Annotated in this window: 14 protein-coding genes and 2 pseudogenes; 8 read left to right on the top strand and 8 right to left on the bottom strand. The window is 73.5% G+C overall.

Annotated elements, in window-relative coordinates; all coding sequences use genetic code 11:
* Positions 1 to 35 precede the first annotated feature (35 nt).
* The 3 genes from AB0O15_RS22345 (at position 36) to AB0O15_RS22335 (ending at position 2,036) form a co-directional block, all read left to right on the top strand.
* A complete protein-coding gene (locus tag AB0O15_RS22345; protein ID WP_364321546.1) occupies positions 36 to 1,250 on the top strand; it encodes an aromatic acid/H+ symport family MFS transporter in 1,215 nt (404 codons plus the stop codon).
* Positions 1,251 to 1,259: 9 nt separating this feature from the next.
* On the top strand, positions 1,260 to 1,460 hold the full coding sequence (locus tag AB0O15_RS22340) for a hypothetical protein (RefSeq protein WP_364321543.1): 201 nt from the start codon (positions 1,260 to 1,262) through the stop codon (positions 1,458 to 1,460).
* Positions 1,461 to 1,568: 108 nt separating this feature from the next.
* A complete protein-coding gene (locus tag AB0O15_RS22335; RefSeq protein WP_364321540.1) occupies positions 1,569 to 2,036 on the top strand; it encodes a sigma-70 family RNA polymerase sigma factor in 468 nt (155 codons plus the stop codon).
* Here AB0O15_RS22335 and AB0O15_RS22330 read toward each other — a convergent pair.
* The 7 genes and pseudogenes from AB0O15_RS22330 to pcaH form a co-directional block, all read right to left on the bottom strand.
* Positions 2,020 to 2,652 (bottom strand): 3-oxoacid CoA-transferase subunit B, encoded by a 633-nt coding sequence (locus tag AB0O15_RS22330; RefSeq protein WP_364321537.1) that lies wholly within the window; start codon positions 2,650 to 2,652, stop codon positions 2,020 to 2,022. The genes AB0O15_RS22335 and AB0O15_RS22330 overlap by 17 nt on opposite strands.
* Positions 2,649 to 3,314, bottom strand: coding sequence for a 3-oxoacid CoA-transferase subunit A (locus AB0O15_RS22325; protein ID WP_364321534.1), 666 nt, complete (start codon positions 3,312 to 3,314; stop codon positions 2,649 to 2,651). Before AB0O15_RS22325 ends, AB0O15_RS22330 begins: the two co-directional genes overlap by 4 nt.
* A 200-nt stretch (positions 3,315 to 3,514) precedes the next feature.
* A pseudogene (gene pcaC / locus AB0O15_RS22320) lies at positions 3,515 to 3,844 on the bottom strand (4-carboxymuconolactone decarboxylase); the annotation flags it as partial.
* A 42-nt stretch (positions 3,845 to 3,886) separates the two neighbouring features.
* A pseudogene (locus tag AB0O15_RS22315) lies at positions 3,887 to 4,552 on the bottom strand (alpha/beta fold hydrolase); the annotation flags it as partial.
* A gap of 123 nt (positions 4,553 to 4,675) precedes the next feature.
* A complete protein-coding gene (locus AB0O15_RS22310; protein ID WP_364321531.1) occupies positions 4,676 to 5,848 on the bottom strand; it encodes a lyase family protein in 1,173 nt (390 codons plus the stop codon).
* Positions 5,845 to 6,393, bottom strand: coding sequence for a protocatechuate 3,4-dioxygenase subunit alpha (gene pcaG / locus AB0O15_RS22305; RefSeq protein WP_364321528.1), 549 nt, complete (start codon positions 6,391 to 6,393; stop codon positions 5,845 to 5,847). Before pcaG ends, AB0O15_RS22310 begins: the two co-directional genes overlap by 4 nt.
* Positions 6,390 to 7,133 carry a protocatechuate 3,4-dioxygenase subunit beta gene (gene pcaH / locus AB0O15_RS22300; RefSeq protein ID WP_364321525.1) on the bottom strand — a complete coding sequence of 248 codons (744 nt, stop codon included), beginning with the start codon at positions 7,131 to 7,133 and terminating at the stop codon, positions 6,390 to 6,392. Before pcaH ends, pcaG begins: the two co-directional genes overlap by 4 nt.
* Positions 7,134 to 7,203: 70 nt before the next feature.
* On the opposite strand from pcaH, the gene AB0O15_RS22295 reads away from it, so the two are divergent.
* A complete protein-coding gene (locus AB0O15_RS22295; protein ID WP_364321522.1) occupies positions 7,204 to 7,962 on the top strand; it encodes an IclR family transcriptional regulator in 759 nt (252 codons plus the stop codon).
* A 43-nt stretch (positions 7,963 to 8,005) separates the two neighbouring features.
* A complete protein-coding gene (locus tag AB0O15_RS22290) occupies positions 8,006 to 9,172 on the top strand; it encodes a 4-hydroxybenzoate 3-monooxygenase (RefSeq protein ID WP_364321519.1) in 1,167 nt (388 codons plus the stop codon).
* On the opposite strand, the gene AB0O15_RS22285 is transcribed toward AB0O15_RS22290, so the two are convergent.
* Positions 9,145 to 10,065, bottom strand: a complete 921-nt coding sequence (locus AB0O15_RS22285; RefSeq protein WP_364321516.1) for a LysR family transcriptional regulator — start codon at positions 10,063 to 10,065, stop codon at positions 9,145 to 9,147. The genes AB0O15_RS22290 and AB0O15_RS22285 overlap by 28 nt on opposite strands.
* Positions 10,066 to 10,138: 73 nt before the next feature.
* Between AB0O15_RS22285 and AB0O15_RS22280 the strand changes: the two genes are divergently transcribed.
* Genes AB0O15_RS22280 through AB0O15_RS22270 form a run of 3 tightly spaced genes read left to right on the top strand, consistent with a single transcriptional unit; the run spans position 10,139 to position 12,739 of the window.
* On the top strand, positions 10,139 to 10,900 hold the full coding sequence (locus AB0O15_RS22280) for an inositol monophosphatase family protein (protein WP_364321513.1): 762 nt from the start codon (positions 10,139 to 10,141) through the stop codon (positions 10,898 to 10,900).
* The gene (locus AB0O15_RS22275) at positions 10,900 to 11,511 is read left to right on the top strand and encodes an NAD(P)H-binding protein (RefSeq protein ID WP_364321510.1); all 612 of its coding nucleotides are present in this window, start codon (positions 10,900 to 10,902) and stop codon (positions 11,509 to 11,511) included. Before AB0O15_RS22280 ends, AB0O15_RS22275 begins: the two co-directional genes overlap by 1 nt.
* Positions 11,492 to 12,739 (top strand): hypothetical protein, encoded by a 1,248-nt coding sequence (locus AB0O15_RS22270; protein ID WP_364321508.1) that lies wholly within the window; start codon positions 11,492 to 11,494, stop codon positions 12,737 to 12,739. Before AB0O15_RS22275 ends, AB0O15_RS22270 begins: the two co-directional genes overlap by 20 nt.
* Positions 12,740 to 12,747 lie beyond the last annotated feature (8 nt).

The raw sequence follows: 12,747 nt of genomic DNA, 5'->3' as shown, positions 1-12,747 counted from the left end.
GTCCCTCGACCCGGGTGGCTTCCTAGCCTGGGTCGATGACCGCTCCGAGTGACCGCCGGCTGGCCGCCGTGCTGTGCTGGACCGCTGTGCTCCTGGACGGGTACGACCTGGTCGTGCTCGGCACGGTCATCCCGGTGCTGCTGCGCGACAAGGTCTGGGGTCTGACCCCGGCCGGGGCCACCGCGATCGCCACCGCGGGCCTGGCCGGGATGGCCATCGGGGCGCTGGCCATCGGCACCCTGACCGACTACTTCGGACGCCGCCGGGTGCTGATCTTCTCGGTGACGATGTTCTCGGTGTTCATGCTGGCCTGCGCGGCCGCGACGTCGATCGGGATGCTCGGCACGTTCCGGTTCCTGGCCGGCCTGGGGCTGGGCGGCTGTCTGCCCACCGCGATCACGCTGGCCACCGAGTTCTCCCGGCCGGGCCGGGCGGCCGGGGCGACCACCAGGGTGATGACCGGCTACCACGTGGGCGCGATCCTCACCGCGGTGCTCGGGCTGCTGGTGATGGGCCGGGGCGGGCACGGGTGGCCGTGGATGTTCGTCATCGGTGGCCTCCCCGGGCTGATCGCGGCGCCCCTGATGTGGCGCTACCTCCCGGAGTCACGGGAGTTCAAGGCGCCGGTCAAGAACCCGGTCGGCTCGCTCTTCGCCGGTGGCATGGCCCGGCCCACGGTCGCCTTCTGGCTCACGTCGTTCTTCGGGCTGATCCTGGTGTACGGCCTGAACACCTGGCTGCCCAACCTGATGATCGTCGCCGGCTACCCCCTCGAACAGGGCCTCGGCCTGCTCCTGACGCTCAACCTGGGCGCGATCGGCGGGCTGCTGGTCGCGGGCCGGGTGGCCGACCGGGCCGGTGTGCGCCCGGCGACGCTCGGCTGGTTCGGCCTCGCCGCGGTCTTCCTGGCCCTGCTCAGCATCAAGATGCCGGCGGCGCCGCTCTATGCCGCGGTGTTCGTCACCGGGGCGTTCGTCTTCAGCGCCCAGGCGCTGGTGTACGCCTACGTCGGCCTGGTCTACGACGCCGGCAACCGGGCGACCGGCCTGGGCTGGACGGCCGGCGTGGGCCGGATCGGCGCCATCGTCGGCCCGATCATCATCGGCGCGCTGCTCACCGCGGACAGTGGCTACCCGTGGGGCTTCTACGTGTTCGCGCTGGTCGCCGCCCTCGGCATGGCCTGCGCGGCGGTCGTCGGCCCCACTCGCGCGGCGGTTGACCCGGTCGTGCCGTCCCCGGCCCGTCCGTAGCATCCCACCGTGACGTATCGACATCCGCCGGCAGTCGCCGCATCTCGGCGGGATCGCCTCGGCCCGCGACGGCCGCCGAGCCCGTACGCCGGGGGTGAGTTCCCGCGCTCCTGGGCCGCCGACGCGGTCGACGCCGCGTACGAGAACACCTCCGCGGCCATCGTCCGGCGGCTCGAATTGTTCGAGAAAGAGCCGCGAACAAATCGCTGACCTGCGCGAACGGCGGCGTACTTGCACATGTGGGGCAAGCTGGTCGTCAAACCCGGCGCCATCGATCACCCTTGTCCCGTAGATCCATCCGCTGTGTGGGGGGCACGCATGCAACGTCAAGGCCTTGAACTGACGGCTTCGGCCTGGGACGAGCTGGTGCGCCGGTACGCCGGGCTGGTGCTGTTCGTGGTCCGCAGCCACGGTCTGTCGCCGGAGGACGAGGAGGCGGTCAGCCGGCTGGTGTGGCTGCGCCTGGTCGAGCGGCTCGACCGGATCGACGCCGGCGCGCTGCCGGCCTGGCTGGCCGCGGTCACGCGGGAGGAGTGCGCGCACGTGCGGCGTCTGCGCCCCGACCCGGACGGCGTCCTGGAGGCCGCCTCGCGGCATCAGGCGTTGCGGGAGACGCTCGACCGGCTGGTGCCGGCCGACCGCGACCTGCTGACCATGCTGGCCGCCGACCCGCCGCTGTCCGAGGCGGAGATCAGCCGGGCCCTGGGCATCCCGGTGCCGGACATCGGGCCCGCCCGCTCCCGGGTGCTCGCCGAGGTGCGGGCCAACCTCACCGTGGTCGCGTGATCTCGATGTCCAGCCGCTTCGCCAGCTCGTCGAACTCGATGCCGAAGGTTTCGGTCACCACGACGCCGTCCGGGGTCAGGTGGAAGGTCGCCAGGTCGGTGTAGACCCGGCTGACACAGGCCAGGCCGGTCAGCGGGTACGTGCACTCGGGCACCAGCTTGGCGCTGCCGTCCTTGGCGAACAGGGTCATCATCACGAAGACGTCCCGGGCGCCGGTGGCCAGGTCCATGGCGCCGCCGACGGCCGGGATCGCGTCCGGCGCGCCGGTGTGCCAGTTGGCCAGGTCGCCCCCGGCCGACACCTGGAACGCGCCCATGATGCAGATGTCCAGGTGCCCGCCGCGCATCATCGCGAACGAGTCGGCGTGGTGGAAGTACGCCGCCCCCGGCAGCTCGGTCACCGGCTGCTTGCCCGCGTTGGTCAGGTCGGGGTCGACGTCGTCGCCGGTGGCGAGCGGGCCCATGCCGAGCATGCCGTTCTCGGTGTGCAGCACCACCTTCGTCAGGTCCAGGTGGTCGGCCACCCTGGTGGGCTGGCCGATGCCCAGGTTCACGTACGCCCCATCCGGGATGTCCCGCGCGATCACCCGGGCCATGCCGTCGCGGTCCAGGCTCATGCCGCCACCTCCACCAGGTGTTCCACATAGATGCCCGGCGTCACGACCGCCTCCGGATCGAGCGCACCCGCGTCCACGATGCTCCGGACCTGCGCGATCGTGGTCGTGGCGGCGGCCGCCATCACCGGGCCGAAGTTGCGGGCGGTCTTCCGGTAGACCAGGTTGCCGGCCCGGTCGCCGGTGTGTGCCCCGATCAGCGCGACATCGCCGTGGATCGGGCACTCCAGCAGGTAGTCGCGGCCGTCGATGGTGCGGGTCTCCTTGCCCTCGGCGAGCAGCGTGCCGACGCCGGTGGGGGAGTAGAACGCGCCGATGCCCGCGCCGGCCGCCCGCATCCGCTCGGCCAGGTTGCCCTGCGGCACCACCTCGAGCTCGATCTTCCCGGCCCGGTACAGGCCGTCGAAGACCCAGGAGTCCGACTGCCGGGGGAAGGAGCAGATCACCTTGCGTACGCGGCCCGCCGCCAGCAGCGCCGCGAGTCCCGTGTCACCGTTGCCGGCGTTGTTGCTGACGATCGTGAGGTCCTTCGCGCCCTGCTCGATGAGCGCGTCGATCAGCGCCACCGGCATGCCGGCCATCCCGAAGCCGCCGACCAGCACGGTGGCGCCGTCGCTGACATCGGCGACCGCCTCGGCCGCGGTCGACACCCGGGTCCGGCTCATGAGGCAGGCTCTCCAAGATCGTCTTTTCCAAGATCGCGGCCACCGCCACCGCCCCCACCCCTCTGGGTGGGCGAGAATGTAGCGCGCGGGTCTGACGGTTCCACGGCGTTGTCCACAGGGGCGGCGGAGCCCGGTCGGGTTCCGGTGCTGGTCACGCCCTCGGCGGTGGCGCGATTCGCTTCTTCGTCCCATTCGGAAAGCACCCGCTGGGCGATCCGGAACGCCGTGTTCGCCGCCGGAACCCCGCAATAGATCGCGGTCTGCAACAGCACCTCCTCGATCTCGGCGTCGGTCAGCCCGTTCGTCCGAGCCGCTCGCACGTGCATGGCGAGTTCCTCCTGGTGCCCGAGGGCCACCAGCGCCGTCAGCGTGATCAGGGAGCGGCTGCGCCGGTCGAGGCCGGGGCGCGACCAGATCTCGCCCCAGGCGTACCGGGTGATCAGGTCCTGGAAGCCGGCCGTGAGCGGGGTGACCGAAGCGGATGCCCGATCGACGTGGGCGTCGCCGAGGACGCTCCGGCGGACCGCCATGCCGGGCTGCAGCAGGTGGGACAGGAGCAGGGACGCCACCTCGGCGGGGCGCTCGGCGGGCGCCTGGTGTGCGGTGTCGTCGAGGACGGCGAGGCGGCCGTAGCGGACCCCGGAGGCGATCTCGGCCAGGGACGACGGTGGGGTCGGTTCGTCGTCGGCGCCGGCGATGGCCAGGACGGGGGTGGTGATCGATGCGAGGCGGGAACCTACGTCGTGGGTGGCGAGGGCGAGGCAGGCCAGGGCGTACCCCTCGCGGTCGGTGTCGCGCAGGGCGTGCAGCAGGGCCGAGCCGACGCCGGGTTCGCGGGACAGGAAGCCGGGTGCGAACCAGCGCTTGGCCGAGCCGTCGATCATCACGGCGGTGCCGGAGGCGCGGACCAGGCCGGCTCGTTCGCGCCAGGACGAAGGGGTGCCGATGCGGGCGCCGGTGCAGAGCAGGGCGGCCGCCGAGACCTGGGTCGGGGCCTGTAGCAGGAGTTCCAGGCCGACGGCGCCGCCGATGGAGACGCCGGCGTAGCGGAAGGGGGCGCCGCCGGTGAGGGCGAGCACCGCCACGGCGAGCGAGGCGACGGTGAACGGGCCGGAGGGGGACGGGCTGCGGCCGTGGCCGGGCAGGTCCCAGCCGATCACGTGGAACCGGCCGTCGAGCCGGGCCACGCAGCGGCCCCACAGCGTCTCGACCGTGGTGCCGATCGACGGCCCGACCACCAGCAGCGGGCGGCCGGGCGCGTCCGCGAGCACCGTCGCGGTGAGCGCGGGAATCACGTGACGGCCCGGAAGGCGGTGAGCGCGGGAATCACGTGACGGCCCGGAAGGCGGTGAGCGCGGGAATCACGAGGCGGCCCGGAAGACGGTGGCGCGGCGCAGGGCGGCGTCGATGATCGCGTCGGTGGCGCCTCGGTACGGGCCGTCCGTACCCCCGGTGATCGTGTTCTGCTCGGCGTCGATGCCGGGGCGGGCGGCGGCCAGGTTGGTGGCCATGCGGTCCGTGTGTACCTGGAGGCCGGCCAGCAGCGACGCGGTCTGGGAGCCCGCGATCACGGTACGGCGGGCCAGCGTGCGGACCGTGTCCCACTCGACGTGCCAGGCGCCGTCGGCCCGTTCGTCGCGCTGCTCGGCGGCCGCGGTGTGCAGCGTGGCCGCGAGGCCGGGCGCGGCCAGGGCGGCGCGGCGGATGAGCACGGACAGGGTGGGGTTCTGCTTCTGCGGCATGGTCGAGGACGCGCCGCCGGAGCCCTCGGTCAGTTCGCCGATCTCGGGGCGGGCGGCGGTCAGCACGTCGTTGGCGATGTGCGCCCAGGCGTCGGTGCAGCCGGTCAGCGCGTCGCCGAGGCGGGTGATCGCGCCGCGCCGGGTCGGCCACGGCAGGGCGGGTGGCAGGCCGAGCTGGTCGGCGGCGTGGGACACGAGGTCGTCGGACAGCGCGGAGGCGGCGGCCAGGCTGCCGGCCGCCCCACCGATCGCCACGGGGAGGCGGGCCGCGGCGGTGAGCAGGGGCGCCGCGTCGAGCACGCCGCCGAGCCAGGACGCCACGGTCAGACCGAAGACGATGGGTACGGCCGGCTGGGTCAGTGTGCGGCCGGCCCGGGGTGTGTCGCGGTGGGCGGCGGCCAGGCCGGCCAGGGCGGCCACCTGGGCCGCGAGGTCGGCGCGGATCCGGTCACAGGCCGCCCGCAACTCCAGCACGAGCGCCGTGTCGAGCGTGTCCTGGCTGGTCAGGCCCTTGTGCAGCCATTCCGCGGCCGGACCGTCGAGGCGCGAACGGAGCAGGTCGAGCAGGGGCAGGACGGGGGTGCCGCTGGATTCCGAGGCCGCGGCGACCGCGGCGACATCGTCCGGCGAAAGCACCGTCGAGAGGTCGACCGCGGCCGAGGCCGGTGCGACATGGGCGGAGACCAGCGCGGAAAGCCAGGCCGTCTCGACCCGGGCCATGGCCGACAGCAACGACGAGTCGGTGAGCAGGCCGTCGCAGCGGGAGGCGCCCGGCCAGAGCAGGCCCGTCACCGGTGCCCGGGGAAGGTGAGGAACACCGTCTCATTGTTGCCCTGCAGGCGTACGTCGAACACCAGCCCCTGTTCGTCCGGCGTGGCGACCAGGGTGTCCCGCCGGGCCGGGTCGAGCCCGGAGAGCAGCGGATCGTTCGCGATCGCGGCCGCGTCGACGGGCGGGTAGATCCGGGTGAACAGCCGGTGGGTCAGCCCGCGGGCGAACACCGTGACCGCGAAGAACGGCAGCCGCCGCGGTGACGTGGCCCCGGGCATCAGCGTCGAGAACGAGTAGTGTCCGGTCGCGTCGGTCCCGGCGCGGCCGAACCCGGTGAACGTCCAGCCGTCCCGGCGCAGCGAGCCGCCCGCGCGGGGCACGCGCCCGTCGGGGCCGGGCTGCCACAGCTCCAGGAGGGCGTCGGGCACCACGTCGCCGGCGCCGTCGTAGACGTGGCCGTGCAGCCGGATCGCCCCGGCGCGGCCGGGCGGCACCAGGTCGCCGCCTCCGGCGTACGGGAGCGCGTAGTGGAAGAAGGGACCGACGGTCTGGCCCGGCGTCGTCACGCGTCATCCTCCAGAGGTGTCCGGTGCGAGCCGGTCAGCACGATGTCCCAGCGGTAGCCGGTCGCGTACTCGGGCTGGGTCAGGTCGTGGTCGTATTCCGCGATCAGCCGGGAACGGGCGGCAGGGTCGGTGACCGACTGGATGATCGGGTCCAGCGGGAAGAGCGGGTCGCCGGGGAAGTACATCTGGGTCACCAGGCGCTGGGTGAAGTCCCGGCCGAACAACGAGAAGTGGATGTGCGCCGGCCGCCAGGCGTTGGTGTGGTTGCGCCACGGGTACGGGCCCGGCCGGATGGTCAGGAACCGGTAGCGGCCGTCGGCGTCGGTCAGGCAGCGGCCGGCGCCGGTGAAGTTCGGGTCGAGCGGCGCCGGGTGCTGGTCGCGCTGGTGCGCGTACCGCCCGCCGGCGTTGGCCTGCCAGACCTCCACCAGCTGGTGGGCGACCGGGTGCCCGTCGCCGTCGGTGATCCGGCCGGCGACCACCATCCGCTCGCCCAGCGGCTCGCCGGCGTGCTGGATGGTCAGGTCGGCCTCGGCCGCGCCCACGTCCTGGTGCCCGAAGCACGGCGCCCACAGCTCGATGGTCTCCGGGTCGGCGTGGACCATGCTCTTCGTCGGGTGGCGCAGGAGACTGCTGCGGTACGGCGGGTAGTCGCGCCGGGGCTGCTCGACCCCCCGGCCGGCGTCGCCCGCCTCGATGCGCCGGATCTCCGCGGTGATCTCGGCCTGCGTCTCGGTCACACCCGCGACGCTAGGCAGGAACGCCCGATATGAGCGAGACTTGCCTTCCGTCCAGCGAAAGGAGCGCGCGGTGGCCGGCAACAGCTCCCACCCCCGGGTCAGCGTCACGTCGCGGGTGCTGGACCTGCTGGCCGCGTACGACGACGAGCACCGCAGCCTCAGCCTGACCGCCCTCGCCCGCCGCGCCCACATGCCCCTGGCCACCGCCCACCGGCTGGTCGGCGAGCTGGTGCGGGGCGAGGCGCTGGTCCGGCGGGCGGACGGCGAGTACGTGATCGGCCGCCGGATGTGGGACCTCGGGCTGCTCGCCCCGGTGGAGACCGGGCTGCGCCAGGCGGCCTCGCCGTTCCTGCACGACCTCTACGGCGCCACGCTGGCCACGGTCCACCTCGCGGTGCGCGACGGGAGCCAGGCGCTGTACGTCGATCGCGTCTCCGGGCACGCGTCGGTGCCGGTGGTCAGTCAGGTGGGGTCGCGGCTTCCGCTGCACGCGACCGGGGTGGGCAAGGTTCTGCTGGCGTACGCGCCGGAGGACGTGCGAACCGGTGTGCTGGCCCAGCTGACCCGGGTGACGCCGTACACCGTGACCCAGCCCGGCCGGCTGCTCGACCAGATCCGCCGGGTGCACAGCGACGGCTACGCCACGACCAGCGAGGAGATGAGCCTCGGGGCCTGCTCGGTGGCGGTGCCGGTGCGGGGGCGGGACGGCGAGGTGGTGGCCGCGCTCGGCATCGTGGTGGCCGGCTTCCAGCGCGACCGGGCCCGGCTGGTGTCGGCGCTGCAGGTGGCGGCGCGGGGGATCGGCCGGAGCATTTCCGCTCAGCGGTAGGCGGCGCTTGCCCGGCCCGGCCGTGCGCCCGTTGGCTGACGGGATGCGTACCCAGGTCGCCATCATCGGCGCGGGACCGGCCGGCATGCTGCTCGCCCACCTGCTCCGCCGGGCCGATGTCGACGCCGTCGTGCTGGAGACCCGGTCGCAGGAGTACGTCGCGTCCCGGATCCGGGCCGGCATCCTCGAACAGTCCTCGGTCGACCTGCTCACGTCGGCCGGCCTCGGCGACCGGCTGCGCGCCGAGGGTTTCCCGCACCGAGGCATCTACCTGCAGTGGCCGGGGGAGCGGCACCACCTCGACTTCGTCGATCTCATCGGACGGTCGGTCTGGGTCTACGGCCAGACCGAGGTGCAGAAGGACCTGGTCAACGCCAACACCGCTTCCGTGGTGTACGAGGTGAGCGACGTCCAGGTGCGCAACGTGGACTCATCCGCCCCGTACGTGACCTACCTCGACGCCGAGGGGCGGCCGGGCCGGATCGACGCGTCCGCGATCGCCGGCTGTGACGGCTCGTTCGGGCCCAGCCGTGCCGTCGTCCCCGCTTCGGTGGCGACGACGTGGGAGCGCACGTACCCGTACTCGTGGCTGGGCATCCTGGCCGACGTGGCGCCGTCCACCGACGAGTTGATCTACGCCTGGCACCCGCACGGCTTCGCCCTGCACTCGATGCGGTCGCCGTCGGTCAGCCGCCTCTACCTGCAGGTGCCCAACGGCACGTCCGCCGGCGACTGGTCCGACCAGCGGATCTGGGACGAGCTGGCGACCCGGCTCGGCCACGGCCAGGACGGCTGGAAGCTGACCCCCGGCCCGGTCACCGACAAGAGCGTCCTGCCGATGCGCAGCTTCGTGCAGACCCCCATGCGGTACGGCCGGCTCTTCCTGGCCGGCGACGCCGCGCACATCGTCCCGCCGACCGGCGCCAAGGGCCTCAACCTGGCCATCGCCGACGTCGCCCTGCTCGCGCCCGCGCTGACCGCCCTGCTCAGGAACAACGACCCGGCCCTGGCCGACCGGTACGGCGACGACGCGTCCCGGCGGGTCTGGCGCTGCACCCACTTCTCCTGGTGGATGACCACCATGCTGCACATCGGCGACGACCCGTTCGACGCCCAGCTCCAGCTCTCCCAGTTGCGCTGGGTCACCGGCAGCGAGGCCGGGGCGGCGGGCCTGGCCGAGAACTACGCCGGGCTGCCGATCGGGTTCTGAGGGCTCTGGCCCAGCCTCGCGGCGAGCGTCGACGCCACCAGCTCGCGCAGCCAGGTGTGCGCCGGGTCGGCGTCGTGACGCCGGTGCCAGCTGACCGCCGCCGGCTCCGAGGGCAGCCGCCACGGGAGGGGCCGCGCGCGCAACCGTGGCCCGATCGGGTCACTGAGCCGGCGCGGCAGCACGGTGACCGCCTCCGATCCGGCCACCACGGCCAGGGCGGCGGCCACGGTGGGCACGGTCGCCAGCACGTGCCGTTCGAGGTTGAGGGACTTGAGCACGTCGTCGACCGGGCCGTACCCGCGGCCGCGGCGGGACACCGCGACGTGCGGCGCCTCGGCGATCTGCTCGGCCGACGGGCGGGCGACGTCGATCGGGTGGCCCCGCCGCAGCACCAGGACCATCTCGTCGGTGCCGACCGTACGGCTGACGATCGAACCGTCCGTGGCCGGCGGCCCGCCCACCTCGATGTCGACCTCGCCGCGGCTGAGGTCGCGGTCGTCCGAGGGGCGCTCGCCCAGCAGCCGCAGCCGCACGCCCGGGGCCGCCGCGGCGACCGCGCCGACCACGCCCGGGGCCACCGAGGTCAGCAGCGCGTCGTGGCACCGGATGGTGAAGGTTCGCTCCAGCCCGGCCAGGTCGAGCCGGTGCGACGGGGCCAGCACCACCTGGGCCCTGGTGACCAGGTCGCGGACCTCGTCCCGGAGCGCGAGGGCACGCGCGGTCGGCACCATCTCACGCCCGCTGCGGACCAGGATCGCGTCGCCGGTGGCGGCCCGGAGCCGGCCGAGGATGCGGCTCACCGCGGGCTGGGTCAGGTGGAGCTGGGTGGCCGCGCCCTGCACGCTGCGCTGCTCGAGCAGGGCGTCCAGGCCGACCAGCAGGTTGAGATCCACATGATCGAGGGTAATGCGTCCCATCAACAACATGCATTGGACTCATGGACGGAACGTTCCTAGCGTCGTACGCATGGATCTGATCGAGGAAGTCACGAAGGTCGCGACGGCGGCCGGCGACCGGTTGCTGGCGGTCTGGTCGCCCGACGCCCGCCCCGCCGACCTGCCGCAGATGCTGGTGGCGGCCGAGCGCAACGAGCAGGTGGCCCAGGTGCGGGACGCGCTGGCCGCGTTGCGCCCCGACGTCGGGTTCGCCGGGGACACGCTCCCCGGCGACGGCGCGTGGTGGGTCGTCGACAACGCCGAGGGCAGCGTCAACCACGTGCACGGGCTGGCCGAGTGGGGCGTGAGCATCGCGCTGGTCGAGGACGGGCAGGTCGCCTTCGCGGTGTTCCGGCAGCCGGTCGGCGACCTCACCTACACCGCCCGGCGCGGGCACGGCGCGTGGCTCAACGGCCGCAAGCTCGCCGTCTCGGCCAAGCGGGGGCTGGAGATCGCGGTGGTCGGCACCGGCCAGGCCGAGGCCGGACAGACCCGGACGTACGAACGGATCGGCCGCTCGATCACCACCATGCTGGACCGGGCGTTCCTGGTCCGCGCCACCGTCCCGTCGACCTTCCCGATGCTGCTGGTCGCGGCCGGCCAGATGGACGGCTTCTGGCAGTACGAGACGGTCCTGCCCGGCGTGGCCACCGGGGCCCTGCTGATCAGCGAGGCCGGCGGCGTCGTGACCACGATCGGCGGCGAGCCGTGGACGCCGCACGCCGACTCGATCCTGGCCGCCGCGCCGGGCGTGCACGGTCCGGCGCGCGACGCCCTGGCCGAGGCCGGCTGATGGCGGTCGTGATCCTCGGCGCGACCGGCGGGACCGGCCGTCAGCTCGTACGCCAGGCAGAAGATCGTGGCCTGGAGGTGCGCGCCCTCGCCCGTTCGCTCGGCGCGGACGTGCACGCCGGTCTGAGTGAGGTCATCGGCCCCGACGACGTGGTGATCTCCGCGCTCGGCGTGACCCGGCGCTCCGAGGCCGGCACGCTGACCGCCGGCGCCCGAGCCGTCATCGCAGCGAAGCCCCGGCACATCATCTGGCTGGGCGCGATGGGCACCGGCCCGTCGGCGGCCTCCGTGAGCGCGTTCACCCGGCGGATTCTCCGGGTCGGCTTCGGCGCCGAGTACGGCGACAAGGTCACCGCGGACACCGCGATCCTCGACGCGGGCGGCACGGTGGTGCACAGCGGGCCGTTGTCCGACAAGCCCGACGACACCCGCGTCACGCTGCGGCCGCCAGCTTCGATGCGACGGCAGTTCTTTCCGGCCGGAGCACCGCGGGCCACCATCGCCCGGCTGATGCTCGACGAGGCCGTGGAGCCGCGCGGCGGGGTCCTGGCGGTGTTTGCCGCCTCCGGCCGGGATGCAGCACGATGGGCGGATGCCCGAACCGTCCGATGAGGATTTCGCGCTCCCGCCCGAGGTGTCGATCCCCGACGAGTGGCCGGCCATGCTCCAGGCGGCGCCGTTCCCGGCTCTGACCGGCGCCCTGTTCGACGAGACCACCTATCAGCTGGCGCGGATCTTCCTGACCGGCGAACGGGGCGAGGCGGCGCTGGCCCGGCACTACGGCCTTCCCGCCATCGGCCACGCCACCAGCGCGATGCTGGAGTGCCTCGTCCTGCACGATCGGATCGTCGTCGGCGAGGGCTTCTCGCTCGACCTGGGCACGTTCGGGCTCTTCGACCCGGCCGCTGAGGTCCGGCTCGGGGAGCGGGCGAAGGACTGCCTGCTGGACCTGGCCCGGCACGAAGCGTTGCGGGCGGCCGAGTTCAACGAGGTGGCCGAGGCGCTGGGTGACGGCGTCGGCCGGGACGACCTCCTGGCCGAGGTGGCCGGCATTCCGCGCGTGGCCTACCGGACGTCGCGAGGCGCTTACTTCAATGCGAGGCTGCACGGCTTCCTGGACGGGTCCTCGCACGACATCCGCCGGGCGGAACGGGCCCGCCCGACCCGGCCACGGACATCGGCCCGGTCCGCCGGGGGCGCCCTGCTGGCCCGGGCGATGTTCTATCTGCTGTTGGCCGATCGCTACGGCTGCGTCTACCGGAGCGACAGCATCCGGGCCGGCGTGATCGACGCGGCGGTCAAGGAGGCGTCCCGGCGCTCCTTCGCTGAACTGGTCGTCCGCGACCTGGAGAAGCTCGAACGCGCCCGCGACGAGGACCTGAACCGCGCCCTGCGCTTCGAGGCGATGCCGTCCCCGCTGCCGATGGTGGCCGACGCGATCATCCAGCGCGCCGGCAGCCGCGACGAGTGCCTGACGATCGCGCTGGAGGTACGCCAGAGCCGCCAGGCGCGCCGCTTCCGCGAGTTCTGCGGCACGGTCGAGCTGGCGATCCACGAGGGCGACCGCCCCCGCGTCGAGAAGGCCCTGGCCGACCTGCGCCGCTATGGCCTTCGCCTGACCGGCACGGTCGGCCCGGCCACCGATCCGGCGCCGGCCCGGGAACTCATCTCGTACGCGTCGCCGCTGGCCGGGGCGTTGTTCGCGGTCCTGCGTACGCCGGTGATCGAGATCGTCGACCAGCTCCGCAACCGCCGCTTCGCCCTGCTCGACGAGGTGCGCAACTCACAGCGGGGAACGGTCGCCCAGCGGCGGATGGCCGAGTTCTGGACCACCCTCTAGCGGGGTAT

The organism is Actinoplanes sp. NPDC089786, assembly GCF_040684855.1.
GTDB lineage: Bacteria > Actinomycetota > Actinomycetes > Mycobacteriales > Micromonosporaceae > Actinoplanes.
This window is presented reverse-complemented; position numbering and strand designations above follow the sequence as displayed.

Excerpts from the sequence above, each read along its gene's own strand:
- AB0O15_RS22275 (WP_364321510.1), top strand. The coding sequence starts at position 10,900 with ATGGCGGTCGTGATCCTCGGCGCGACCGGCGGGACCGGCCGTCAGCTC.
- AB0O15_RS22335 (WP_364321540.1), top strand. The coding sequence starts at position 1,569 with ATGCAACGTCAAGGCCTTGAACTGACGGCTTCGGCCTGGGACGAGCTG.
- AB0O15_RS22290 (WP_364321519.1), top strand. The coding sequence starts at position 8,006 with ATGCGTACCCAGGTCGCCATCATCGGCGCGGGACCGGCCGGCATGCTG.
- AB0O15_RS22325 (WP_364321534.1), bottom strand. The coding sequence starts at position 3,314 with ATGAGCCGGACCCGGGTGTCGACCGCGGCCGAGGCGGTCGCCGATGTC.
- AB0O15_RS22280 (WP_364321513.1), top strand. The coding sequence starts at position 10,139 with ATGGATCTGATCGAGGAAGTCACGAAGGTCGCGACGGCGGCCGGCGAC.
- AB0O15_RS22270 (WP_364321508.1), top strand. The coding sequence starts at position 11,492 with ATGCCCGAACCGTCCGATGAGGATTTCGCGCTCCCGCCCGAGGTGTCG.
- AB0O15_RS22330 (WP_364321537.1), bottom strand. The coding sequence starts at position 2,652 with ATGAGCCTGGACCGCGACGGCATGGCCCGGGTGATCGCGCGGGACATC.
- AB0O15_RS22345 (WP_364321546.1), top strand. The coding sequence starts at position 36 with ATGACCGCTCCGAGTGACCGCCGGCTGGCCGCCGTGCTGTGCTGGACC.